This window comes from Lipingzhangella halophila (assembly GCF_014203805.1).
GTDB classification, from domain to species: domain Bacteria; phylum Actinomycetota; class Actinomycetes; order Streptosporangiales; family Streptosporangiaceae; genus Lipingzhangella; species Lipingzhangella halophila.
In genome coordinates, this window is the sequence record NZ_JACHJT010000001.1 from 1,662,971 (window position 1) to 1,685,933 (window position 22,963).

The following is a 22,963-nucleotide window of genomic DNA, read 5'->3' on the forward strand; positions in this document are numbered from 1 at the left end:
ACGGCACCGGCCCCGGGTCCCCCTGATTATGCCGGCATCCCGAGGTCCCGCGCGATCAGCATTCGCTGCACTTCCGAGGTGCCCTCACCGATCTCCAGTATCTTGGCGTCGCGATAGAACCGCCCGACCGGGTATTCGTTCATGAAACCGTACCCGCCGAAGACCTGGGTGGCGTCGCGCGCGTTGTCCATCGCGGCGTTGGAGGCTACCAGTTTGGCGATGGCGGCCTGGCGCTTGAACGGCTCGCCCGCCAGCATCCGGGACGCGGCGTCGTAGTAGGCGAGGCGCGCCGTGTGCGCGCGGGTCTCCATGTCGGCGACCTTGAACTGGATGGCCTGGTACCGGCCGATATGCGTGCCGAAGGCCTCGCGCTCGGCCGTGTAGCGCAGGCTCTCGTCCACGCAGCCCTGCGCCAGTCCCACCGACAACGCGGCGATCGCGATGCGGCCCTCGTCCAGGATCCGCAGGAACTGGGCATAGCCCCGGCCCTGCTCCCCGACGAGGTTCTCCCTGGGCACCCGGCAGTCGTCGAACACCAGCTCGTTGGTGTCGGAGGCGTTCCAGCCCACCTTGGAGTAGTGCTGCCCCACGGAGAAACCCGGTGTGCCGGCCGGGACCAGGATCGCCGAGATCTCCGGGGTTCCGTTGTCACGCTCCCCGGTCACCGCGGTGACCGTGACCAGCGCGGTGATGTCGGTGCCGGAGTTGGTGATGAAGGACTTCGTCCCGTTGATCACCCACTCCTCGCCCTCGACGCGGGCGGTTGTGCGCGTGGCACTGGCGTCGGAGCCGCCACCGGGCTCGGTCAGCCCGAACGCGCCGAGCGCCGCACCGGAGCACAGCCGGGGCAGCCAGGTCCCGCGTTGCTCGTCGCTGCCGAACCGGTAGATCGGCATCGCGCCGAGGGACACCCCGGCCTCCAGGGTGATCGCCACCGAGGAGTCGACCCGCGCCAGCTCCTCCAGGGCGAGGCACAGCGCGAAGTAGTCCCCGCCCATGCCGCCGTGCTCCTCGGGGAAGGGCAGGCCGAACAGGCCCATCCGCCCCATCCGGGCGACGATGTCGTAGGGGAACGCCTCGCGTTCGTAGTAGTCGCCGATGACGGGGGCGACGTGGTCCCGGGCGAACTCGGCGACGGTTCGGCGAAGCTCTTCGTGCTCGGCGGAGAGCCCGTGCTGCATGGCGCTCACTCCTCGTGGGTGGCGGACTCGGCGGTGGGACCGGGCGAGTCCTGTGCCGGCTCCGGTTCGATCGTGGCCAGGATCGCGTCCATGGCGACAGGGCTGCCGGGGTGCGCGTCGCGCAGCGTCACGACGCCGCCGACGGGCGCGGTAACCGTGTGTTCCATCTTCATGGCCTCGACGACGGCGACCGGCGTGCCGGCCGTGACCCGCTGGCCGTCCTCGACCGGGACCGCCAGCACGGTCCCGGGCATCGGGCTGCGCACCGTGCCGTCCCCGGTGGCCTCGCGTTCGCGGATCGGCGCGAACGCGGGCTCCTCGCGCAGTTCCCAGGTGCGGCCCTGGTAACCCAGCCAGAGACTGCCGTCGTCGGCGGCGCGCGTGTAGCGTACGGTGCGCCCGCCCAGGGTTACGGTCAGCTCCCGTCCGTCGCCGGATCGGGCGGCTCGTGCGGTCTGGGCCGCCGCGTCGCCCACGCGAACCTCGTAGTCGAGTGCGCCGCCGAGGGGCAGGGGAGCGGGGCCGGTTCCGCCCGCGCGCCGCACGGCTACGGCGACCGTGCTGAGCCGGGGCGCGCGCAGCCGCCACGTGGTCCAGGCGCGTTCGCCCATCCGCCAGTTGTCGGGCACGTCGAAGCGGTCGGTCACCGCGGCGGAAGGTTCGAGACCCAACTGGTGGTCCAGCGCCGCCGCGGCGTAGACCTCATCGGGAACCTCGTCGCCGTCCGGGAGCAGTTCGTGCCGCGCGCGCTCGGTGAGGTCGGTGCTGAGTTCGGCCGAAACGACACGGGGGTGCCGCAGCAGGGCGCGCAGGTAGCCGACATTGGTCCGGCAGCCGAGCAGGGTGTAGTCGGCCAGCGCGGTGTCCATCCGGCGCAGCGTCGCCGCCCGGTCGGGTCCCCAGGTGACCACCTTGGCGAGCAGGGGATCATAGATCGGGGTGACCCGGGTGCCGGTGGTCACGCCGGAGTCGACCCGGACATCGGCGCCTCCGGGCTCGCTCAGCAGCAGCACCCGGCCGCCCGTGGGCACGAACCCGTGCGCCGGGTCCTCGGCGTAGACGCGGGCCTCCAGGGCGTGCCCGGCCATGTCGAAGTCGGCCTGGGAGAACGGCAGCCGCTCGCCCAGGGCGACGCGGAGCTGCAGCTCGACGAGGTCGATCCCGCGCTGCCCGGCCACCATGCCAACGGCCTCGGTCACCGGGTGTTCGACCTGCAGCCGGGTGTTCATCTCCAGGAAGGCGTAGTCCAGGGTGGGCGCGGCCTCACCCGTCCCCTCCGCCGGAGGCCGCACGACGAACTCGACGGTGCCCGCGCCCACATAGCCGCAGGCCTTGGCGGCGGCGACCGCGGCCTCGCCCATCGCGGCGCGCTGGTCGGCGGTGAGCAGCGGGGACGGTGCCTCCTCCACGATCTTCTGGTGCCGCCGCTGCAGGCTGCACTCGCGCTCGCCGAGGTGCACGACGTTGCCGTGGCCGTCGGCCAGGACCTGGATCTCGATGTGCCGGGGCCGGTCCACGAACCGTTCGGCGAGCAGCGTCGCGTCGCCGAACGCCGCCCGCGCCTCGCGCCGGGCCGCGGCCGCCGCTTCGGGCAGCTCCGCCGGGTCGCGCACGAGCCGCATCCCCTTGCCTCCGCCGCCGGCCGACGGTTTGAGCAGCAGCGGGTACCCGGCCTGCTCCGCTGCCCGGGCCAGGTCGGCGTCGTCCAGCGGGTGCCCGGACTCCTCGGTGAAGCCGGGCAGGAGCGGCACCCCCGCGGCCGAGACGGCGTCCTTGGCCCGGATCTTGTCGCCCATCGCCTCGATCGCGGCGGGGGGCGGGCCGACGAACGTCAGCCCGGCATCGGCGCAGGCGCGGGCGAAACCGGCGTTCTCCGCGAGGAATCCGTAGCCGGGGTGGATCATCTCGGCGCCGGTGGCGCGGGCGGCCTCGATGATGGCGGCGCCGTTCAGGTAGCTGTCGGCGAGCTCGGCGCCGCCCACGCGGATGGCGCTGTCGGCGGCGCGCGTGTGGGCAGCGCCGGCGTCCCCGTCGCTGTGGATCGCCACGGAGCGCATGCCCAGCTTCCGTAGCGTCCGCATGACGCGCACCGCGATCTCACCGCGGTTGGCCACCAGTACGGTGGTCGCGCCCGCCGGTTGTGTCCCGGATCCAGTACTCATCATCGCCTCACATCCGGAAGACGCCGTAGCCGACGGGTTCGAGCTCGCTGTGCCGGGCCGCGGAGAGGGCCAGCGCGAGCACCGTGCGGGTGTCGGCGGGGTCGATCACGCCGTCGTCCCAGATCCGCGCGGTCGAGTAGTAGGGGTTGCCCTGGTTCTCGTACTGCTCGCGGATGGGGGCGGTGAACTCCTCCTCGTCGTGTGCGCTCCACCGCGCACCGCGCGCCTCGGCCTGCTCGCGGCGCACGGTCGCGAGAACCGAGGCGGCCTGCTCGCCGCCCATGACCGAGATCCGCGCGTTCGGCCACATCCACAGGAAACGCGGCGAGTACGCCCGGCCGCACATGCTGTAGTTCCCGGCGCCGAAGGACCCGCCGATCACGACGGTGAACTTGGGGACCCGCGCGCAGGACACGGCGGTGACCATCTTCGCGCCGTGCTTGGCGATCCCGCCCGCCTCGTAGTCGCGGCCCACCATGAACCCGGAGATGTTCTGCAGGAACACCAGGGGGATCCGGCGGCGGTCGCACACCTCGATGAAGTGCGCGCCCTTGAGCGCCGACTCGCCGAAGAGGATGCCGTTGTTGGCGACGATCCCGACCGGGTGCCCGTGGAGGTGCGCGAAGCCGGTCACCAGGGTGGTGCCGTACTCGGCCTTGAACTCGGTGAACTCGCTGGCGTCGACCACCCGGCCGATGACCTCGCGCACGTCGTAGGGCATCCGGGTGTCGGTCGGGATCACGCCGTAGATCTCCGCCGGGTCGAGCTCGGGCGGGCGCGCGGGCCGCTGCTCCCAGGCGGGTTCGGCACGCGGCCCGAACGTCGCGGCGGCCTGGCGGACGATGTCCAGGGCGTGTGTGTCGTCCTCGGCGAGGTGGTCGGTCACTCCGGAGACCCGTGCGTGGAGATCGCCGCCGCCGAGTTCCTCGGCGGTGACGACCTCACCCGTGGCGGCCCGTACCAGGGGCGGGCCGCCGAGGAAGATCGTGCCCTGGTCGCGGACGATCACCGCCTCGTCGCTCATGGCGGGCACGTAGGCGCCGCCCGCCGTGCACGAGCCCAGCACCGCCGCGAGCTGCGGGATGCCCCGGCTCGACATGGTGGCCTGGTTGTAGAAGATCCGGCCGAAGTGTTCGCGGTCGGGGAAGACCTCGTCCTGCATCGGTAGGAACGCCCCGCCGGAGTCGACCAGGTAGACGCACGGGAGCTGGTTGTGCAGGGCCACCTCTTGGGCGCGCAGGTGCTTCTTCACCGTCATCGGGTAGTAGCTGCCGCCCTTGACCGTGGCGTCGTTGGCGACCACCACCACCTCGCGTCCGCACACCCGGCCGATCCCGGTGATCAGCCCGGCCCCGGGGGCGTCCAGCTCGTCCTCGCCGTACATCCCGTACCCGGCCAGCGGGGACAGTTCGAGGAACGGCGAACCCGGGTCGAGCAGCGCGTGCACCCGGTCCCGCGGCAGCAGCTTGCCGCGCTCGACGTGCCGGATCCGGGTCTTCTCCGGTCCGCCGAGCGCCGCGGTGGCGATGCGCTCGCGCAGCTCGGCGGCCAGGGCGCGGTTGGCCGCCGCGTTGCTCTGGAACTCCGCGCCACCGGTGTCGACAGTGGAGGTGAGAGCAGGCCCTCTGGTCATCCCCGCCCCTCTGGTCGCGGCTGTTAGCGGTCGCTAACATGGTCGATGTTAGTGACCATTAACACCGGTGTCCAGGGTGGGGGCCATGGCGCAGGACATGACGACTGGCCGGCAGTTCGGCGCGCGCAGGGAGGAGATCCTGCGCGCCGCCGCGACCCTGTTCGCCGCCCGGGGCTTCCACGGCGTCTCGATCGAGGACCTGGGGCGCGCGGTGGGCACCAGCGGGCCCGCGCTCTACCGGCATTTCCCCGGTAAGGAGCCGTTGCTCGCGGCGATGCTGCTGGATGTCAGCGAGCGGCTGGCCGCGGGCGGGCGAGAGCGGGTCGCCGCAGCGGCTGGGCCGCGCGAGGCCCTGGAGTCGCTGCTGCGCGGGCACATCGCCTTCGCGCTGGACGAGCCGGCGCTCATCACGGTGCACGACCGCGAGCTCGGCAACGTTGCGGAGCCGGAGCGCCACCGGATCCGCCGGCTGCAGCGGGGATATCTGGAGGAGTGGGTGCGGGTGCTCGCCGAGCTGCGCCCGGACCGCCGCCCGGACCTGCTGCGCGCCACCGTGCACGCCACCTTCGGGCTGCTCAACTCCACCCCGCACAGCGCGGGGGAGCTGCCCGGGGACCGGATGGCGGAGCTGCTGCTCCAGATGGGCAGCGCGGCCCTGCTCGCGGACGAGCGGCCGTCGTGACCGGGTCAGAGCGGGATGAGCCACACCCGGGTGCCTGGGTTGGTGCCCGTCAGTGTGGCGGGCGTGTGGTACTGCGTCCGACGGGGCAGCGAAGACACTGCATGGCCGGGGGTGGGCGTGTGCCGGCGCGGGTGCCCGGTGGGGGCGCGTGTAACGGGGGCAGCGAGGACGGCGGATGGGCCCGTCCTCAGTAACCGCTACCAGTGCCCGATGGTGGCGCGCCCGACGAAAGCGGCAACGACGGCGGTGTGGGTCGGCCCTCAGTGATCGGCGCGGGTGCCCGGTGGTGGGGCACGCGACGGGGGCGGCGAAGGCCCGCCGGCCCTGCGGGTAGTGGCCCTGGGAGGGCGCCAGTGCTTCCGCCCGGCGGCGGGCCGCGCATCGAGATTGACCGAGGGGGCATTCTCGGCGACGGGCCGCATCGAGGGTGTCTGTACGGACATTCTCGGCGGCGAACATGTCCCCACAGTCACTCTCGGTGCGGGTGGCCCTCCACATGCGCCCGCTATGCCCGCATTGTGCGTTTCCTGGGCGACGATCGTGGAGAAGCACCACCGAGAACGCCCCCACAGACACCAGGACCGATGGATGGGGCTCGCCACGAGCCAGGCCCCCGCGTCGGGCGCGTCACCACCGGGCCTCCGCACCGACACGCACCCACCCCGGCCACCCACCGCCTTCGCTGCTGCTTTCGTTGGCCGCGCCACCGTCCGCGGCCAGCACCGGATGAACATGTCCCATCTGAGGGCACTCGCCGCGGCACATCGAGAATCCCGAAACCCGAGATGCCACGGAGGCGTTTCATACTGCCGGTATCGGATACCGCGAGCGCCCGTCACGAAGATGCGCAGTGGCGTCCGCGTTGCGTTGCGTGCCCCACACCGGAGGTCTACGGAGGTTTGATCCGGGGATGCTCGGGCAGCCGAGCCACCGAACGGTCCAATTCGCCCGGTGCAACGGGGCCCAACGGGAACCGTGCGAGGCGGATCCGGCGCCGGGCTTCTACGGGGGAGTGGTTGGACGATGACGACGAGGACCAGGCCGCGCATCGTCGTGATCGGCGCGGGGTTCGCCGGTCTGCGGGCGCTGCGGCGGCTCGAACAGCGCATCCCGCGGGGTGCGGCCGAGATCGTGCTCGTCGCGCCGAACGACTACATGCTCTACAGCCCGCTGCTCCCGCAGGTGGCATCAGGCCTGCTCACTCCGCAGTCCGTCGCGGTGTCGCTGCACCGGCTGCTGCGCCGTACCCGGATGGTGCCCGGATCGGCGATCGGTGTCGACACCGAGTCGCGCACTGTTGTGGTCCGCAAGATCTCCGGGGAGATGAGCTACGAGCGCTACGACCGGATCATTCTCGCGCCGGGCAGTCTGACCCGGGTTTTCGACATCCCCGGGCTGACCGAGCACGGCTTCGGTAACAAGAACCTCGCCGAGGCGGTCGTGCTCCGCGACCACGTGCTGGCGCAGCTCGAACTCGCCAACGCGACCCAGGACCCGGTGGAGCGGGAGGAGCGCTGCCGCTTCATCGTGGTCGGCGGGGGATACACCGGGGTGGAGACGGCTGCGTCGTTGCGGCGGTTGACCGAGGAGGCGGCGCGCCGCTATCCGGAGCTGCGTCCCTCGATCCGCTGGCACCTGGTCGATGTCGCCCCCAGAGTGCTCCCGGAGCTCGGCACCAAGCTCGGCGACGAGGCGCTCGACCTGCTGCGCGACCGCGGTGTCGAGGTGAGCCTGGAGGTGTCGATCCGCGAGGTCACCGAGAACAAGGTGGCCCTGACCGACGGCCGCGTGCTGCCGTGCCGCACTCTGATCTGGACCGCGGGCACCTCGCCGAGCCCGCTGATGTCGTCGCTTGGTGCTCCGACGGATCGCGGGCGGCTGGTCACCGGCTCCGACCTCGCGGTCGCGGACCTTCCCGGCGTGTTCGCGGTCGGCGACGCCGCGGCGGTGCCCGACCTCACCAGGGACGGCCAGGACGCGACCTGCCCGCCCACCGCCCAGTACGCGCAGCGCCAGGGAGCGGTGGTCGCCGACAACGTGATCGCCTCCCTGCTCGGCCGGCCGATGTACCCGTTCCTACACGAGGACCTGGGGCTGGTGGTCGACCTCAGCGGGCGCGACGCGCTGGCGCGGCCCTACGGCTACGACCTGTCCGGACTTCCGGCGTTCGCGGTGACGCGCGCCTACCACCTGGCCGCACTGCAGTCGACGCCCGCGCGCGCCCGGGTCCTGGCCAACTGGCTCATCCGCGCGCTCACGGGAGGTGAGGTCGCGCGTCTGGGATTCGCGCACGGCAAGCCGTCGACCTTCGTCGACGCCGAGGCGGAGCGGTACCTCGACCCCGAGGCCGCCCGCAAGGAGAGCGCCCGGCTCAGCGACGTGCCGAGCGGATGAGAACCGGGGCGGGATTCCGGCCGGGCGTTCAGGGGCCGCCGCGGCCGGTCTCGTTCCCGGCGCCGGCCGTCCCGGCGCGCCCCCGGAACCACACATAGCCGCCGAGCGCGATGGCGGCCAGCAGCAGCGTGCCGCACAGCAGGACCGGCCAGGGGACACCCGCGCGGTCCGCGGCGGCGGCGAGGAGACGCCGGCCGTCCGACTCGGGGTCGGCCAGTACGAACGCGGCGAGCGTGCCCGCGATCAGCGTGCTCGTGGTGAGCAGCGCGGTCCGGGCCGTTCCGGTCAGCGCCAACCGGCGCCCGAGCACGCTGCCCGCCTCGACGATCCGGGTCAGGCGGACCACCCGCAGTGTGGCGATGACCCGCACCAGGCGGAGAGCCTGCGCCGGCCCGACCAGCAACAGGACCGCCGGGATGGTCAGCAGCACGACGAGGGTGCTCCACTTGTGCTCCCGCAGCCACTTCAGCCGGTTCTCGGCGAGCACGATCAGCAGGATCCACTCGACCCACAGCACCAGGCCGGCGAGCTGGTTGACCATCGTGCCGATATCGGCCACCCGGCCCTCGCCCCACAGGGCGAGGGGAACGGCCGGGATCGACAGCAGCGCGGCCACGAGAACGGGTATGGCAAGCTTCTGCTCCAGTTGGCTGGAGCGGAGGTTCGCCATCTCCGGGCCCATCTCACGCACGATACGGCACCCGGGTGTGGTACCCGCTCGTGACCTCGGATGAAGTGGGTCGGCTCAGGCGAGTAGGTCGTATCCGGCCTCGTCGATTGCCGCCCTGAGCTGCTCGTCGGGCAGTGGCGCACTGCTGTCGACGGTGACGCGTCCGCTCTCCAGGTCAACCTCGATCGACTGGACACCGGGCAGTGCGCCGACCTCCTCCTTGACCGAGTTGACGCAGTGGCCGCAGCTCATACCGGCGACGGTGATCGTGGTGCTGGCCATAACCAGCCTCCTTGGCATCCGGGGGCTCTGCTGGTTGGGGCTCAGGAGCGCACCAGCCGGGCGATGGCGTCGGAGGCTTCGCGCACTTTCTCCTCCGCGGTCTCGCCGCCGGTGGCGACGGCGTTGCCAACGCAGTGCTTGAGGTGCTCGTCGAGCATGGACAGCGCGAACGAGCGCAGTGCCTTGTTCACCGCCGCGGTCTGGGTGAGGATGTCGATGCAGTAGGCGTCGTCCTCCACCATGCGCTGCAGCCCACGGACCTGCCCCTCGATCCGGCGCAGCCGGTTGAGGTGGCTCTGCTTGTCGTTGTGGTACCCGTAGGTCGCCATGGTGGCGCTCCCTTGCTCGTCCTGAGCTTCCGCTGCCACTATACCCCCTGAAGGTATTCGGGGCCGGAGTGTCCGGCGCGGTTCGTGTCCTGTCGAGTATCGGCTCTCGGAGTACGGCCCAATACTCTCGTCCGCGGCGCACGGTATGCCCACCACGCGGCGGTGAGATACCAGCGCCCGCCAGGTCAGCGACGGCTTACACCGGCGGCCGTTAGCGTTCTGAGCTGCTCCGATGTCGTAGTGACGGGTTGAAAAAGCCCCCTGGTGCCGCAGAGGATTGGTGCCATGAGCGACCCTATGAGTTACGAATCCGATCTCCTTGGGCGCATAGGTGAGCTGGTCACCGAGGAACACGATCTTCGGCAGCAGCCCGAGCACCGGCTGACGCCCGAGGAGCGGCAGCGGATGCGGGAGCTGGAGTCGGACCTCGACCAGTGCTGGGACCTGCTGCGGCGGCGCCGGGCGCGCGTGGAGTTCGGCCAGGACCCGTGGCCCTCGTAGCCCCGGTGAGACGTATGGCACACCTTGGCGTTCGTGCCGGCTGGCGGACATAAAGTGCATGCGTGGCAGAGAACGCGCTTGATCGGATCACTGGAATCGCACACATCGTCTGGGACTGGAACGGGACCCTGCTCGACGACAACCACGCCACCCTCGCGGCGATCAACAAGGTCTGCGCGGAATTCGGGCGCCCGCCCGTCGGGCTTGAGTACTGGCGCTCGATCTTCCGCCGGCCGTTGCTGTCCTGCTACGAGGAGCTGCTGGGGCGGCGCTTCGCCGACCACGAGTGGGACCACCTGAACGAGGCGTACGACCGACAGTACAGCGCGATGCTGCCCTCGTGCGGGCTGGCCGAGGGCGTCCCGGACGTCCTGCACGAGTGGAGCACGGCCGGCGGCACCCAGTCGCTGCTGTCGATGGCCGCGCACCAGCACCTCGTGCCGCTCGTCAGCGAACGGGGCCTGGACGGTCACTTCACCCGCGTGGACGGCCGCCGGTTCGACAACGGGCAGGACTCCAAGACCGAGCACCTGCTCGCGCACCTCGCTGAGCAGGAGGTCGACCCGGACACGGTGGTCCTCATCGGCGACATCGACGACGACGCCTACGCCGCCCGCGAGGCGGGCGCGCACGCGATCCTCGTCTCCACCGGCATGATGAGTGAGGAGCGCCTGCGGGCCACCGGCCACCCGGTGGCACCGACGCCGGCAGCCGCGGTCGCGGCGCTGACCTGCTAGCTGCAGCCGAGGGCCCGGTGCCCCGGCCCGCGGCTGACGGGGGAGGCCGAAGGCGGTAGCGGGGCCGGCGGCCCGCCGAGGCCCGTCGCCGCTCCCGGAGCCTCAGCCGATTCCGGCGACGGACACCCCGGTCAATGCGGCAGCCGCGGCGATGAGGCTCCACACCACCGTTGCGGCGCCGATCCAGGCGAAGGCGGCGCGGGACGTGATGCCGATCCCGACCGCCACGACCGCCGAGACCTGGGTTCCCAGGCCCAAAGGGCCGAGGAGGGCCAGCATGGGCATGCCCCAGCGCTGCACGATGCGCTTGGCCCGTGCGGCGCGCCTGTCTCTCGGCGGGTCCCCGGTCGGGTCTGTGTCTGTGTCCGCACCGCGTCGGGCCCGGCGGCGGGCGCGCCACCACCTGCGGATGCGTTCACCCGACCACGCCGCGATCCCCACGGTGAGCAGGTTGCCGGTCGCGCCGGCGAGGACCGCGACCACGGGGTGCAGCCCGGCGACGATCCCCGCGGGGATCACGACCACCGCCTCCAGCCACGGAGCCGCCCCGCCCAGGAAGATCCCGGCCGTCAGCAGTACGTCCCCGAGGCTCATGACGCCTGGTTCTCCTCATCAAGGGGTGGGCGGTCGTCGCCCCGGACAGGGGCCCGACGGCTTCGGAGGCCGCGGCTGGAGCGCGCGCTCTCGCTGGTGGCCTAGGAGACCACGGGTGCGAAGCGGAAACGAGGCGGCGCCGACGGGCGCCGCCTCGTGAGCCAGCGGACTCAGCCGAGCTGGACCTTGCGGGCGTCGTTGAACCGACGCTGGACGTCGGCCCAGTTGACAACGTTCCAGAACGCCTTGACGTAGTCGGCCTTGACGTTCTTGTACTGCAGGTAGAAGGCGTGCTCCCACATGTCGAGCATCAGCAGCGGGTACGAGCCCGCGGCCAGGTTGCCCTGGTGGTCGTAAAGCTGCTCGATGATCAGTCGCTGGCCGAGAATGTCCCAGGCCAGAATGGCCCAGCCGGAGCCCTGGACGCCGGTCGCGACGGCGCTGAAGTGCGCGCGGAAGGCGTCGAAGGAGCCGAACTGGTCGTCGATGGCCGCACCGATCTCCCCTTCGGGCTTGTCGCCGCCGTCGGGGGACATGTTCGGCCAGAACACCGTGTGGTTCACGTGCCCGGCCAGGTTGAACGCGAGGTTCTTTTCCAGCATGTTGACGGTGCTGAACTCGCCCTTGTCGCGGGCATCGGCCAGCTTCTCCAGAGCGTCGTTGGCACCCTTGACATACGTGGCGTGGTGCTTGTCGTGGTGCAGCTCCATGATCTGGCCGGAGATGTGCGGCTCAAGCGCCGAGTAGTCATACGGCAGATCGGGAAGCGAATAGGGCGCGGTCATGTACGCACCTTTCTCTGACACGTTCGAAGGCTGGATTTCGAGCGAACTGATCGCTGATAAGAAGCTATCAGCAGGCGGGCCGCCGGATCCGTGTTGGCCACACGACAGGCCCCGCTTGGAATAGGGCGACCGCTACCCGTGTTGGTTCGTCTCATGCCCGCGATCCGCTCCCCGCTGCGGTCGTTCGGTTACGGGACGATGAGCGCGAGTGTCTCGGCGACCAGAGCGTCGCGTTCCTCGCCCTCGATCTCCAGGGTGTGCTTCGTCGTCACGAGCAGGCCGTTCGACGTCTCCTTCACCTCGACCATCTCGATGCCGTCGCGCACCCGTGAGCCCACCTTGACCGGCTGCAGGAAGCGCACGCGGTTCAGTCCGTAGTTGATTCCCATCTTCGGGCGTTTGGAGATCGTGTAGACCTGCGGCCCGAAGTGGGGGAGCAGGGACAGCGAGAGGTATCCGTGCGCGATCGTCGTGCCGAACGGCCCTTCGGCGGCCCGCTCAGTGTCCACGTGGATCCACTGGTGGTCGTCGGTGGCTTCGGCGAACTGGTTGATCCGCTCCTGGGTGACGGTCAGCCAGTCGCTGTAGCCGAGGTGCTCACCCGCTGCGGAGGCCAGTTCGGTGGCGTCGGCGAATGTCCGCATGATCAGTCGTGCTCCCTAGTTCCGCGGTCGGACTCGGAGCACGACTCTAGCCCGAACCGACTGGCCGGTCTGTGGCCGGGGTCACGCTCGCAGGCCGTGTCGGCGGTCGCGCGGCCCCACGGAGACCGACTCCGCGGTGAGCGCGCGGACGGCTTTCTCGTCGACCTCGTGGCCGAGGCCGGGCTGGGTCAGCGGGATCGGCGTGAGACCGTCGTGCGCGCGTACCGGCGGGGTGACCACATCGCGGATGAATCGGCCCCCGGCGCCGGGCATCTCGCTGGGCAGCGTGATCCCGGGCAACGCGGACAGTGCCACGATCGCAGCCCGGCCGAGACCGCACTCGCCGTCGGAGCCGCACCACACGTGCCAGTTGGCGTCGGCCGCGCGGTCGTGCGCGCGGCGCGCCGGGGTCAGCCCGCCCAACTGGGCCACGCGCAGGTTCAGCGCGTCGGCGGCCTCCATCCGGATGGCGTCGTCCAGGTCCTCAAGCGAGGCGATCGAGGTGTTCAGGGCGATCGGGGTGCGCAGCTCGCGGCGGAGCCTGGCATGCGCGGCCAGGTCGGTGTCGGCGAACGGCTGCTCGATCGCGACCAGGCCGAACTCGTCGAGAGTGCGCAGGCGGTCGAGGTCCTCGGGGGCCTCGGTGTACCGGCCGCCGGCGTTGGCCTGGAGCACCAGGAAGGGGTGGCTCTGCTGTGCCGCGCGCACCACGTCGACGTCCCAACCGGGCCCGATATCCAGCCGGATACGCCGGAAGCCCGCGCCCACCTGCCGATTGACCTCACGGACCAGGCTCTCCAGGGAAGACTGGCGGCCCAGCGTCACCCCAGCGGTGATGGCGGTGCGGTCGCCGCCGAGGGTGTGCGCGAGCGGGGTGCCGCGCTGCCGGCTCCACAGGTCCCAGCACGCGACATCGAGTCCGGCCGCCACGCGCGGCCTCCAGGGGAGGTCCGCCCAGGCGCGCACGGCCTCGGTGGGCCGCTGCCAGGGGTGGCGCACCAGCGCCGGCGCGAAGTCCTGGACCAGGGCCAGCCACTCGTCGTCGGAGATCCCGGGTACCTCGCCCCACCCGCTCATGCCGCTGTCGTCGGTGACGCGGACCAGGGCGTGCTGGGCGAACCGGGGCCGCTGGCCGGCCGCCTCCTTGCGTGAGCCCGGGTGGACCAGCGGGAGCTGCAGGAGGGACGCGGCGATGGTCGCGATCCGTGTGACTGTTGCCGGCTCCGTACGTGACACGCGTGCTCCGCCTCCAAGCGACCAGGACCTACGCGAGGATGCACCCCTTAGTCCGACGGTATCCCTTCTCGCGCACCCCATCACCCCTGCCGATGAGGCTCACCCCGGTGGGAAGGCGTCATCGGGTGGCGCTGAACACCACCGAGGAGGGCAACTGGTGGCGCTCGACCGTGCCGAAGCGTTTGCGTACCGCCACCTCGATGGTGTCGAGCTCGTCGGGAGTAAGCGCGAAGCGTTCGGGGGTCCGGTGCCAGGTGACAACGGCGCGCCCGCCGGGCCGCAGGACGCGGTGGAACTCCGTCAGACCGCCGTCCAGGCGCGGCCACATCGCGACCGTGTTCACCGTTACCACGAGATCCACGGATTCGTCGGCGCAGCCGGTGTCCTGCGCGCTGGCCCGCCGGAGCCGCACCCGGCCCGCGCGCACCGCGCCGGCGTTGCGCCTGCGCGCCATGCGCACCATTTCCGCCGAGGGGTCGACCCCGGTGACCGTGGAGTCGCACTGCCGTGCCAGCAGCTCGACCAGGATGCCGGGGCCGTGGCCGACCTCCAGAACGTCGCCGCCCCCGAACGCCCGCAGGAACCCCGCGACCTCCGCGTTCTGCGTGCGGTTGGCCCGTGCCAGGAACCAGCCGGCTCCCCACCCGAGCGGCCCGCGGGGAAGCGCGAACGGGTTGGCGCCCGGTCCCGCGCCGGTCCACAGGTCTCGCCGCCGTGCCATCGCCGCTCACCGCCATCGTCTCGCGCTCGGATCGGGCCTCCTCGGGCGGGCCCGAGGGACGGCCCCGGGGCCGCCGGGGGTACCCGATACATTCCCGGATTACGGGAGACGGTCACCACGCGCCGGCGCCCGGTACGCGACCGGGGAGGGTCGGCGGGGGGCTGTCCCCTTCCCGCCGGCCCTCGTTGCGCCTGGCGGCTCTCAGCCGGTCAGTGCCTCGCTGACGGTGCGGAACTTCCGGCCGTGCGCCTCGGCCACGGCCTCGTTGGTGATGTCGCCGGCGTAGGTGTTGAGTCCCTGGGCGAGCGCGGGGTCGTCGGACAGGGCCCGCCGCCACCCCTTGCCCGCCAGGGCCAGGGTGTAGGGCAGCGTCTCCTTGGTCAGGGCATGGGTGGAGGTGTTGGGCACCGCCCCCGGCATGTTGGCGACGCAGTAGAAGACGGTGTCGTGCACCGCGAACGTGGGGGCGGCGTGCGTGGTGGGGTGCGAGTCCTCGAAGCACCCGCCCTGGTCGATCGCGATGTCGACGAGCACCGCGCCCGGCTTCATCCGGGAGACGAGATCGTTGGAGATCAGCGTGGGCGCCTTGGCTCCCGGGATCAGTACCGCCCCGATGACCAGGTCGGACTCCAGGGCCGCGCGTTCCAGCTCGAAGGCGTTGGACACCACGGTCTTGACGCGGCCGCGGTACAGGTCGTCGGCACGCCGCAGCTTCGTGACGTTGAGGTCGAGCAGGGTGACGTCGGCCCCCATCCCGGCGGCCATCTGGGTGGCGTTCATCCCCGAGACTCCCGCGCCGACAACGGTCACCCTGGCCGGGCGGACGCCCGGCACACCGCCCATGAGCACACCGCGCCCGCCGTTGGGGCGCTGCAGCGTGGCGGCGCCCACCTGCGGAGCGAGCCGCCCGGCGACCTCGGACATGGGGGCCAGAAGGGGAAGTGAGCGGTCGGGGAGCTGTACTGTCTCGTAGGCGATCCCGGTGACCCCGCTGTTCAGGAGTGCGTCGGTGCACTCGCGCGAGGCGGCCAGGTGCAGGTAGGTGAAGAGGGTCTGCCCCTCCCGCATCCGGTGGTGCTCCTCGGCGACGGGCTCCTTGACCTTCAGGATGAGGTCGCCCTCGGCCCACACGTCGTCGGCCGTTCCGACGATGCGGGCACCAGCGGCGGCGAACTCCTCGTCGCTGATGGACGAGCCGGCTCCGGCGTCGTGCTCGATCAGTACCTCGTGGCCGTGGGTGACCAGCTCGTGGACTCCGGCCGGGGTGATCGCCACGCGGTACTCATGGTTCTTGACTTCTCGGGGCACGCCGACGCGCACTTGTTCCTCCTTGTATCACCATTGATACTTCCCACTGTCGCGCGGGCGACCCGGGGCGGGCCATCCACAACGTGGATGATGATGCCAGCTCTTCCTGACAGGGTGTAAACGTGCGTTGCGGTGTCGCTCCCGCTCAGATCTTGGCGGGCCGCGGCCGGCGACGCCGGGTAACGGGGGCGTCGGGCACCGCGTCCTCGGTTGCCTCGGCGCCGCCCACCCAGGTCCGCAGCACCCGCCCGGTAAGCCGCCGTCCGGCATAGGGGGTACCGCTGTCCAGGGGGACCTGCCACTCGCTGTCGGGGCAGAAGGCGACCAGGTCGGCGTCGCCGCCGGCGACGATGGCGCCCTTGGAACGCAGCCCGAGCAGGCCGGCCGGCTGCTCTGATGTCCACCGGGCGAGGTCGGCCAGCCCGAGTCCGCGCCGCACGGCCGCCGTCCACAGGGCGGACAGGGCCAGGGGGAGTGTGGTGCCGCCCGTCCCGGCGCGGTGCCCCGACCCGACCGTTGTGATGACCGGGTCGGCGCCGAGGAGCGCGTTCCACAGGGCCGCCCGGTTGGCCGCCGACCGCAACGGCGGGCGGCCCTCGCCGCCGGCGGAGTCGGGCGGCACCTGCTCGGCGGGCAGGCACAGGTAGTGCGGGCAGGTGTGTGCGCCCACCGAGACGCCGAGCGGACGCGCCGCGGCGACGAGCGCGGCGCACTCAGCCGCGGTGAACGGGGTGACGTGCGCCCGCGCGCCCGACGCCCGTGCCGCGGCGATCACCCGCTCCAGCCCGCGCCGCTCGGCGCGGGCGGGCCGCTCCGCGGGCGCGCTCGCGCTTGCGCCGTCGCCGGCCGCGGCGAGCTCGCCGGCGTCCTCGGTGTGGACCAGGAGCGGGGCGCCAACCGTCGCCAGCTCGTCCATCGCCGCGCGCAGCCCGGGATCGTCCGTTGCGGGCAGGTCGGGGGCGCCGCCGTCGGAGAGCGAGCACCAGAAGGCCACGATCCCCGACGTGCGCAGCTCCGCGATGCCGGCCCGGGGGTTCCCCCGGGAGATACCGCCGAGGAAGACAACGTTGGGTGTGAGGCCGCGGGCGGCGTCCCGGTGCGCCCGGAACGCGGCGATGTCGGTGATCGCCGGGCGCGCCGGAGCCGGCGTGACGGCCATGGTGGTTACCCCGCCGCGCAGCGCTGCACGCGCCGCCCGCGTGTAGCGCTCCCGCAGCGAGGCCCCCGGGTGCTCGCTCGCGGGTGGCAGCACCGCCACGTCGACATCGACGCAGCCGGGCAGCAGCGCGGCCGCACCGAGATCGGCCTCCTCATGCCCACTGAGGGCGGCACCGTAGTGCCGGATCGCGTGCACGCGTCCGTCGTGCACGGCGACCGCACCCGCGACGACACCGTCCGGAGTGACGACGCGCCGCGAGCGGACGATGAGGTCGAATTTCGGCACGGTTATCCCCTTTGTCGTTTATGGTCGCCGAGTTGCGCGGTGCCGCGGGACGGTCACGGGAACGACGGTTTCCCGCCTGTCGTATCGCGTTTCTCGCTGCGGCTCGTCTATCCTTGAAGTACACGTGTTGACCAGCGGAAATCATGGTCTCGCTCGGATTTCCCGCGGGAACGCGGAGCGTTTTTCGATGGTTATCGATTACTACCAGTTTCCTTTCCGGAGATGGTCGAGATCGTGCGTATTCGGGGTGCGGGAGCGCGGCTCCCGCGAGTTCGGGGGATGTGGGGCGCGTTTGCCGCGGCTGCCGCGTCCGGGGTCGTGCTCCTTGGTGCTCTGGCGGCGGTGGACGCGCTGAGCTGGACAGCGGCGGTGGTCCTGGCGGCGCTCTGGTGTATCGGCCTGGGGGTCGTCGGCACGGGCCTCCTGCTGCGCCGTATCGCGGTCCAGACGCGGCGCCTGCACCGGAGGCTGGAGCGGCACGCGCGCAACTCCGCCGACGCCATCTTCCGGGACCGTGTCGAGCTCGTTGGGCGGATCGCCGACGTAGCCAACCGGGTCGATGCCACCGAGTCGACCCTGGACGAGCTGCGCCAGCGCGACCTGCCCAAGCTGGGCGCGGACGTCGTCCAGCGCGTCGAGCGCCGCCAGGACCGGCGGTTCGTGAAGCTGACCGAGCACGTGGCCCGCCAGGGGCGCGACGACTACGAGCAGCAGGTGGCCTGGCAGGAGCTCCGCGAATTCGTGCGCCCGGGCTCGTTCATGCCCGCGCTGCGCGGCTGGGCGGCCTCGCCCGATGTCCTGCGGCTGGTCGTCGATGCCATCCGCGCCCGCCACCCGAAGCTGGTGGTCGAGTGCGGCAGCGGCGCCTCCAGCGTCTGGCTGGGCTACGCGCTGCGCCGGGCCGGCGGAGGGCGGCTGGTGGCACTGGAGCACGACGAGCGCTATGCCGACCTCACCCGCCGGATGCTCGCCGATCACGATCTCGACGACATCGTCGAGATCCGGCACGCCCCATTGCGCGACTGGGTTCCAACGGACCCCGACGCGCCCAATCCGTCCGGCCAGCCCTGGTACGACCTGGCCGCCGTGTGTGACCTGAACGACATCGACCTGCTTTTCGTGGACGGCCCGCCGCACTTCACCGCGACCGAGGCGCGTTACCCCGCCGGGCCGGCGCTGCTCCCGCGTTGCTCCGCCAGCGCCGTCGTGGTCCTCGACGACACCTCGCGCCACGACGAGCAGGCCCTGAGCGGCCGCTGGCTGGCCGCGACCCCCGGGCTCGTGTGCGACGAAGTGCCGGTGGAGAAGGGGGCCCGCGTCTTCACCTGGCGCGAGCACTAGATCGGTGGTGTGGGTGGGTGGTTGGACATCCGACGAGGGCAGCGAAGGCGGTGTGGGCCAGCTCGCGGTGATCGGTGCGGGTGCCCGATGGTGGCCCGCGCGACGGGAGCAGCGACAACGACGCATAGCCCCCGGGGGCGCTTCCTGGTCTCGCCCGGCGCGGGGCTCGGGACTCCCGCCCCCGCCCTCGCGTGTCCGCTACGTCCGGTTTCTGTGCCGATCTTGAGGATTGCGTTCCTTTGTGGCGCCACAAAGGAACGCAATCCTCAAGATCGGCACCCAGGCGCACACGCGGCACCGCCACGGGACCGCGCCTCCGCATAGGGCGCCCCCACGCGCTCCCCCACCCGCCACACACCACCCCGACCCATCGCCGCCCTCGTTGGCCGCGCCACCACCAGGCACCCGTAGCGACCACCGCGGGCCGGCCCACCCACCAGCCATCGCCGCCCCGTTGGGCACCGCACCACGCACCCCCATCACCGTCTAGCCGCACGCACTCCGCGGGCCCGCCATCGCGGTGCGGACGACGCGGGCCAGCCGTGCGGCGGGCTTTCGCGGCCCGGGTGCGGCCCGGCCGCCCGCGAAACCGGCAGCCTGCGGGCTTCCGCTGCTCAGCAGCCGGGTCCGACATGCCGTAGTAATGGGCGTACTCTGGTACGAGGCGGCGGCCGCGGTCTCCTGACGCGGATCCGCGTGCCTGTTCCGGTGTTGTGTGCGCTGGGCTGGTGCCGTGACCGTGGGAGACCGGCGCGCCTTCGGCGCGGCCATCGCCTGGTGGCCGAGCGCCACCGCCTCCCAAAGCGACCTCGACCACGACGGAGCGGCAGCGCGTGGCATCCACGGACAATCGCGGTACCGGTGCCTCCCGGCGCAATGGCACAAAAACGAACACGGACCCGAGCACCGCCGTCGTCATCTCCGTCGCGGCGACCGCCACCGGCCTCATCGCCCTGATCATCGCGCTGGCTGCCGGAGGTGCGGTCACTCCGCAAGTCATCCCCGGCCTTCCGGACGCCGGCCCGTTGACGCGCTGGGGTCTGCCGGTGTCGAAGAACGTGCAGGACGCCGGCGCGGTACTGACAGTCGGCCTGCTGCTGCTCGCCGCGTTCCTGCTGCCCAACGACAAGGGAGTACCAAGCTCGCAGGCCCTGGGCTACGTGCGGGCCGCGTCGTGGACGGGGCTGGCATGGGCGGCCGGGGCCGGGGCGACACTGGTCTTCCAGCTCTCCGACACCGTGGGCCAACCTCCCTTCGCGGTCATCGGGGACCAGCTCAGCAGCTACGCCGGGCAGAGCACGCAGGGGATCGGGCTGACGGTCGTCATCCTGCTCGCCACCGCGGTGGCGCTGTTCGGCCGCACGGTCGTCACGGGGGCGGGAGTCATCACGCTCCTGGGTATCGCCCTCGCCGGGGTGGTGCCGCCGGCGCTCACCGGGCACTCGGCGACAGCGGGCAGCCACGAGCTGGCGGTCACCGGTCTGGCGCTGCACGTGCTGGCCATCTGCCTGTGGGTGGGCGGGCTCGCCGCTGTGACGTTCCACGCGCTGCGCCCGGGCGGGGAGCACGCGGCGCTGGCCGTGCGGCGGTTCAGCCGGTTCGCGCTGTGGGCCTATATCGGAGTCGCGATCGGGGGTGCCGCCAGCGCCATCAGCCGGCTGTACGCGGTGCAGGAGCTCTACACCACGCCCTACGGGCGGATCATTCTGGTCAAGATCGTGCTGTTCGGTGTGCTGGGCTATCTTGGCTGGTTGCACCGCCGTTCGGTAGTGCCGCGGATCGGCGAGGCCAGTGGCCGGGCCCGCTTCGTGCGCGTGGCCGGCGGCGAGATCGTGATCATGGCGGCGGTCGTGGGGATATCGGTCGCCCTGAGCCGCACAGCGCCCCCGCCGCCGGCGGAGAGCGAGGTCGATCCGGTCACGGCGATACTCGGCTTCCCGATGCCGCCGCCGATCGACGCGCAGTCGCTGCTCACGCTGTGGCGCCCCGACCTGCTCTTCATCATGCTGGTGGTGTGCCTGGGCGGGTTCTACGCTGTGGGTGTTGTCCGGTTGGTGCGGCGCGGCGACCGCTGGCCGTGGGGCAGGAGCCTGGCGTGGGCGCTCGGGCTGCTGCTGCTCGTGGCCGCCGTGCTCAGCGGCGTCGGCACCTACGCGATGGTGCTGTTCAGCACGCACATGCTGCAGCACATGGCGCTGTCGATGATGGTGCCGCTCCTGCTGGTACTCGGCGCGCCGGCGACCCTGGCGCTGCGTGCCCTCAAGCCCGCACAGCGGCGCGGCGACCGCGGGCCCCGCGAGTGGCTCAGCGCGTTCCTGGGAAGCTCGTTCTCCCGGGCGGTGACGCACCCCGGCGTCGCGGCACCGTTGTTCGTGCTCAGCCCCTACGCGCTGTACTTCACGCCGCTGTTCCCCGCGCTCATGAGCGACCACCTCGGTCACATGCTGATGAACGTGCACTTCCTCGCCACAGGGTTCCTCTTCTACTGGGTCATCGCCGGGGTCGACCCGGGACCGCGGAAGCTCCCCTATCTGCTGCGCATCCTGCTGCTCCTGGTGACCATGGGTATGCACGCGTTCTTCGGAATCGCGATCATGATGCAGACCGAACCGCTCGCACCGGAGTACTACGCCCAGTTGGAGATCCCGTGGAGCTCCAGTGTCGGCGAGGACCAGTACACCGGTGGCGGCATCGCCTGGTCCATCGGGGAGATCCCGACCCTGCTGGTCACGATCGCCATGCTGCGGCAGTGGGCGCGCGACGAGGAGCGCACCGAGCGCCGCAGGCAGCGGCACAGCAGGCGCGATGGCTCCGACGACGCCGACATGGACGCCTACAACGCCTACCTGCAGGAACTCGACCGCAGGTCGCGCGGCGAGTCCTAGCCGCCCCAGCCGTGACCGTCCAGGGGGTTAGCCGAAAGCGGAATCGCCCTCCTGCGTCCCGCTCCCTCTGGCGCAGCCGCCGCGCGCGAGGTTGAGTAGGCGCATGACGAAGCTGCGATTCGGCGTGAACTTCGGTGAGGTCAACGTTGACGAGTGGACGGATTTCTGCCGGACCAGTGAGCAGTTCGGCTTCGACGCGATCCACTCCGCCGACCATCTGGGCGCGGCGTCGCCGTTCGCGATGCTGGGGGCCGCGGCCGCGGTGACGACACACGCCCGGCTGGGAACGCTGGTCATCAACAACGAGTTCTGGAACCCGGCCGTTCTGGCGCGCGAGGCCTCCACTGTGGACCGCCTATCCGGCGGCCGGCTGGAACTCGGGCTCGGCGCAGGGCACATGAAGTCGGAGTTCGACGCCGCCGGAATCCCCTGGCACCCGTACCCGGAGCGCATCGACCGCCTGGAGCGGTGCATCGGGGAGTTGGACCGGTTGTTCGCCGAGGACGGCCAGCAACCCCTCCCGCACCAGGTGCCCCGCCCACCGCTGCTGATCGGCGGGCACGGGGAACGGATCCTCGACCTCGCCGCGAGGCACGCCGACATCATCGGCTTCACCGGGGCCACGCAGATCAAGAGCGAGCAGATGGGCGTCTTCCGGCTCGCGTCCCCCGGCGAGACACTGCGGCGCGTGGAGCGTGTCCGCGAGCGCGCCGGCTCGCGTGCGGACGCGCTGGAGTTCAACGTCCTCGTCCAGGCGGTGATCGTCACCGACGACGCCGAGGCCAAGGCCGTCGAGCTGGCCGCGGCGTACGGCTACACCGGGCTGGACAGCGCCGAGCGGGTCCTGGAGAGTCCCTACGTCCTGGTGGGCACGGCGGAGGAGAACGCCAAGAAGATCCTGGCGAACCGCGAGCGTTTCGGGTTCTCCTACATCACCACCCACGGCCCCAGCCGGGACGCGCTGGCCGCGACCATCCCGCACGCGCGCCGGCTCGCCGGGGAGAGCCAGCCGGGCTAACCGGCCAGCACCGCGATTCCCGTGCTGACCAGGCCGAATACGGAGCAGATCAGCAGGCCGCCGACCAGCGTGGCGGGCGAGGGCCTCAGTTGTGCGGCCCGTTCCGTGCCGTGTTCCGCGGCCACGCGCCGCGCGACCAGCGGGAGCAGCGCCACGTTGGCCAGGTAGGTGAGCGTCACCACCCCGAACGCCACCAGGTAGGCCTCTCCGAAGCCGGCTCCGGTGCCCGCTGCCAGAACGGTGGACGCGGCCAGCGCGGGGACCGCGAGGAGCACCACGACCACCATCGCGCTGAACGCCACCGGCATGCCCCTCCTGGCGGGGCGGCCCGTGCGGATCAGTAGTAGGCCAAGGACGGCCGCCATCATCAGGGCGCCGACGGTTCCGAACACGAAGATGTTGACCAGCGAATTCAC

At 71.5% G+C, this 22,963-nt stretch carries 21 protein-coding genes; 7 read left to right on the forward strand and 14 right to left on the reverse strand.

Features of this window, described 5'->3' with window-relative positions:
* Positions 1-26: 26 nt before the first annotated feature.
* Genes F4561_RS07525 through F4561_RS07535 form a run of 3 tightly spaced genes read right to left on the reverse strand, consistent with a single transcriptional unit; the run spans position 27 to position 4,976 of the window.
* Positions 27-1,181: an acyl-CoA dehydrogenase family protein gene (locus tag F4561_RS07525; protein ID WP_184576076.1), complete on the reverse strand. Its 1,155-nt coding sequence runs from the start codon at positions 1,179-1,181 to the stop codon at positions 27-29.
* A 5-nt stretch (positions 1,182-1,186) separates the two neighbouring features.
* Positions 1,187-3,346, reverse strand: a complete 2,160-nt coding sequence (locus F4561_RS07530; protein WP_376773650.1) for an acetyl/propionyl/methylcrotonyl-CoA carboxylase subunit alpha — start codon at positions 3,344-3,346, stop codon at positions 1,187-1,189.
* Between the two features lie 4 nt (positions 3,347-3,350).
* On the reverse strand, positions 3,351-4,976 hold the full coding sequence (locus F4561_RS07535) for a carboxyl transferase domain-containing protein (protein WP_184576078.1): 1,626 nt from the start codon (positions 4,974-4,976) through the stop codon (positions 3,351-3,353).
* 85 nt (positions 4,977-5,061) lie between these two features.
* Here F4561_RS07535 and F4561_RS07540 point away from each other — a divergent pair, with 85 nt between their 5' ends.
* Both F4561_RS07540 and F4561_RS07545 read left to right on the forward strand, forming a co-directional pair.
* Positions 5,062-5,658, forward strand: a complete 597-nt coding sequence (locus F4561_RS07540; protein WP_246437160.1) for an SACE_7040 family transcriptional regulator — start codon at positions 5,062-5,064, stop codon at positions 5,656-5,658.
* A 1,023-nt stretch (positions 5,659-6,681) separates the two neighbouring features.
* Complete coding sequence (locus F4561_RS07545; protein WP_184576080.1) at positions 6,682-8,052, forward strand: NAD(P)/FAD-dependent oxidoreductase; 1,371 nt, start codon at positions 6,682-6,684, stop codon at positions 8,050-8,052.
* A gap of 28 nt (positions 8,053-8,080) precedes the next feature.
* Here F4561_RS07545 and F4561_RS07550 read toward each other — a convergent pair whose 3' ends face one another.
* The 3 genes from F4561_RS07550 to F4561_RS07560 all read right to left on the reverse strand — a co-directional run bounded on the left by F4561_RS07550 (position 8,081) and on the right by F4561_RS07560 (position 9,333).
* Entirely contained in the window at positions 8,081-8,734 is a 654-nt protein-coding gene (locus F4561_RS07550) for a metal-sensitive transcriptional repressor family protein (protein WP_184576082.1), read from the reverse strand.
* A 63-nt stretch (positions 8,735-8,797) separates the two neighbouring features.
* Entirely contained in the window at positions 8,798-9,004 is a 207-nt protein-coding gene (locus F4561_RS07555; RefSeq protein WP_184576083.1) for a heavy-metal-associated domain-containing protein, read from the reverse strand.
* Positions 9,005-9,045: 41 nt separating this feature from the next.
* Positions 9,046-9,333 (reverse strand): metal-sensitive transcriptional regulator, encoded by a 288-nt coding sequence (locus F4561_RS07560; protein WP_184583337.1) that lies wholly within the window; start codon positions 9,331-9,333, stop codon positions 9,046-9,048.
* Between the two features lie 285 nt (positions 9,334-9,618).
* On the opposite strand from F4561_RS07560, the gene F4561_RS07565 reads away from it, so the two are divergent.
* Positions 9,619-9,834, forward strand: a complete 216-nt coding sequence (locus F4561_RS07565; protein ID WP_184576085.1) for a DUF2630 family protein — start codon at positions 9,619-9,621, stop codon at positions 9,832-9,834.
* 62 nt (positions 9,835-9,896) lie between these two features.
* Complete coding sequence (locus tag F4561_RS07570) at positions 9,897-10,571, forward strand: HAD family hydrolase (RefSeq protein WP_184576088.1); 675 nt, start codon at positions 9,897-9,899, stop codon at positions 10,569-10,571.
* A gap of 102 nt (positions 10,572-10,673) precedes the next feature.
* Here F4561_RS07570 and F4561_RS07575 read toward each other — a convergent pair whose 3' ends face one another.
* From F4561_RS07575 to F4561_RS07605, 7 genes are all read right to left on the reverse strand, one after another.
* A complete protein-coding gene (locus tag F4561_RS07575) occupies positions 10,674-11,165 on the reverse strand; it encodes a small multi-drug export protein (RefSeq protein ID WP_184576090.1) in 492 nt (163 codons plus the stop codon).
* Between the two features lie 170 nt (positions 11,166-11,335).
* Positions 11,336-11,950: a superoxide dismutase gene (locus F4561_RS07580; RefSeq protein WP_184576091.1), complete on the reverse strand. Its 615-nt coding sequence runs from the start codon at positions 11,948-11,950 to the stop codon at positions 11,336-11,338.
* Positions 11,951-12,138: 188 nt separating this feature from the next.
* Complete coding sequence (locus tag F4561_RS07585; protein WP_184576094.1) at positions 12,139-12,594, reverse strand: MaoC family dehydratase; 456 nt, start codon at positions 12,592-12,594, stop codon at positions 12,139-12,141.
* 81 nt (positions 12,595-12,675) lie between these two features.
* Positions 12,676-13,830, reverse strand: a complete 1,155-nt coding sequence (locus F4561_RS07590; protein WP_312885180.1) for an enolase C-terminal domain-like protein — start codon at positions 13,828-13,830, stop codon at positions 12,676-12,678.
* A 118-nt stretch (positions 13,831-13,948) separates the two neighbouring features.
* Positions 13,949-14,551, reverse strand: a complete 603-nt coding sequence (locus F4561_RS07595) for a class I SAM-dependent methyltransferase (protein ID WP_184576098.1) — start codon at positions 14,549-14,551, stop codon at positions 13,949-13,951.
* Between the two features lie 201 nt (positions 14,552-14,752).
* A complete protein-coding gene (gene ald / locus F4561_RS07600; protein ID WP_184576100.1) occupies positions 14,753-15,871 on the reverse strand; it encodes an alanine dehydrogenase in 1,119 nt (372 codons plus the stop codon).
* A 133-nt stretch (positions 15,872-16,004) separates the two neighbouring features.
* Complete coding sequence (locus tag F4561_RS07605; protein ID WP_184576102.1) at positions 16,005-17,303, reverse strand: amidohydrolase family protein; 1,299 nt, start codon at positions 17,301-17,303, stop codon at positions 16,005-16,007.
* Between the two features lie 279 nt (positions 17,304-17,582).
* Here F4561_RS07605 and F4561_RS07610 point away from each other — a divergent pair, with 279 nt between their 5' ends.
* From F4561_RS07610 to F4561_RS07620, 3 genes are all read left to right on the forward strand, one after another.
* The gene (locus tag F4561_RS07610) at positions 17,583-18,644 is read left to right on the forward strand and encodes an O-methyltransferase (protein WP_184576104.1); all 1,062 of its coding nucleotides are present in this window, start codon (positions 17,583-17,585) and stop codon (positions 18,642-18,644) included.
* Positions 18,645-19,477: 833 nt separating this feature from the next.
* The gene (locus F4561_RS07615) at positions 19,478-21,529 is read left to right on the forward strand and encodes a bifunctional copper resistance protein CopD/cytochrome c oxidase assembly protein (RefSeq protein ID WP_184576106.1); all 2,052 of its coding nucleotides are present in this window, start codon (positions 19,478-19,480) and stop codon (positions 21,527-21,529) included.
* Positions 21,530-21,632: 103 nt separating this feature from the next.
* Positions 21,633-22,547 (forward strand): TIGR03621 family F420-dependent LLM class oxidoreductase, encoded by a 915-nt coding sequence (locus F4561_RS07620; protein ID WP_184576108.1) that lies wholly within the window; start codon positions 21,633-21,635, stop codon positions 22,545-22,547.
* Here F4561_RS07620 and F4561_RS07625 read toward each other — a convergent pair.
* Positions 22,544-22,963 carry a hypothetical protein gene (locus F4561_RS07625; RefSeq protein WP_184576110.1) on the reverse strand — a complete coding sequence of 140 codons (420 nt, stop codon included), beginning with the start codon at positions 22,961-22,963 and terminating at the stop codon, positions 22,544-22,546. The two genes, F4561_RS07620 and F4561_RS07625, sit on opposite strands and share 4 nt — an antisense overlap.

Coding starts and splice junctions, on each gene's coding strand:
- F4561_RS07575 (WP_184576090.1), bottom strand. CDS start 11,165: ATGAGCCTCGGGGACGTACTGCTGACGGCCGGGATCTTCCTGGGCGGG.
- F4561_RS07555 (WP_184576083.1), bottom strand. CDS start 9,004: ATGGCCAGCACCACGATCACCGTCGCCGGTATGAGCTGCGGCCACTGC.
- F4561_RS07525 (WP_184576076.1), bottom strand. CDS start 1,181: ATGCAGCACGGGCTCTCCGCCGAGCACGAAGAGCTTCGCCGAACCGTC.
- F4561_RS07535 (WP_184576078.1), bottom strand. CDS start 4,976: ATGACCAGAGGGCCTGCTCTCACCTCCACTGTCGACACCGGTGGCGCG.
- F4561_RS07580 (WP_184576091.1), bottom strand. CDS start 11,950: ATGACCGCGCCCTATTCGCTTCCCGATCTGCCGTATGACTACTCGGCG.
- F4561_RS07585 (WP_184576094.1), bottom strand. CDS start 12,594: ATGCGGACATTCGCCGACGCCACCGAACTGGCCTCCGCAGCGGGTGAG.
- F4561_RS07610 (WP_184576104.1), top strand. CDS start 17,583: ATGTGGGGCGCGTTTGCCGCGGCTGCCGCGTCCGGGGTCGTGCTCCTT.
- F4561_RS07530 (WP_376773650.1), bottom strand. CDS start 3,346: ATGATGAGTACTGGATCCGGGACACAACCGGCGGGCGCGACCACCGTA.
- F4561_RS07565 (WP_184576085.1), top strand. CDS start 9,619: ATGAGCGACCCTATGAGTTACGAATCCGATCTCCTTGGGCGCATAGGT.
- F4561_RS07545 (WP_184576080.1), top strand. CDS start 6,682: ATGACGACGAGGACCAGGCCGCGCATCGTCGTGATCGGCGCGGGGTTC.
- F4561_RS07560 (WP_184583337.1), bottom strand. CDS start 9,333: ATGGCGACCTACGGGTACCACAACGACAAGCAGAGCCACCTCAACCGG.
- F4561_RS07595 (WP_184576098.1), bottom strand. CDS start 14,551: ATGGCACGGCGGCGAGACCTGTGGACCGGCGCGGGACCGGGCGCCAAC.
- F4561_RS07550 (WP_184576082.1), bottom strand. CDS start 8,734: ATGGGCCCGGAGATGGCGAACCTCCGCTCCAGCCAACTGGAGCAGAAG.
- F4561_RS07620 (WP_184576108.1), top strand. CDS start 21,633: ATGACGAAGCTGCGATTCGGCGTGAACTTCGGTGAGGTCAACGTTGAC.
- F4561_RS07540 (WP_246437160.1), top strand. CDS start 5,062: ATGGCGCAGGACATGACGACTGGCCGGCAGTTCGGCGCGCGCAGGGAG.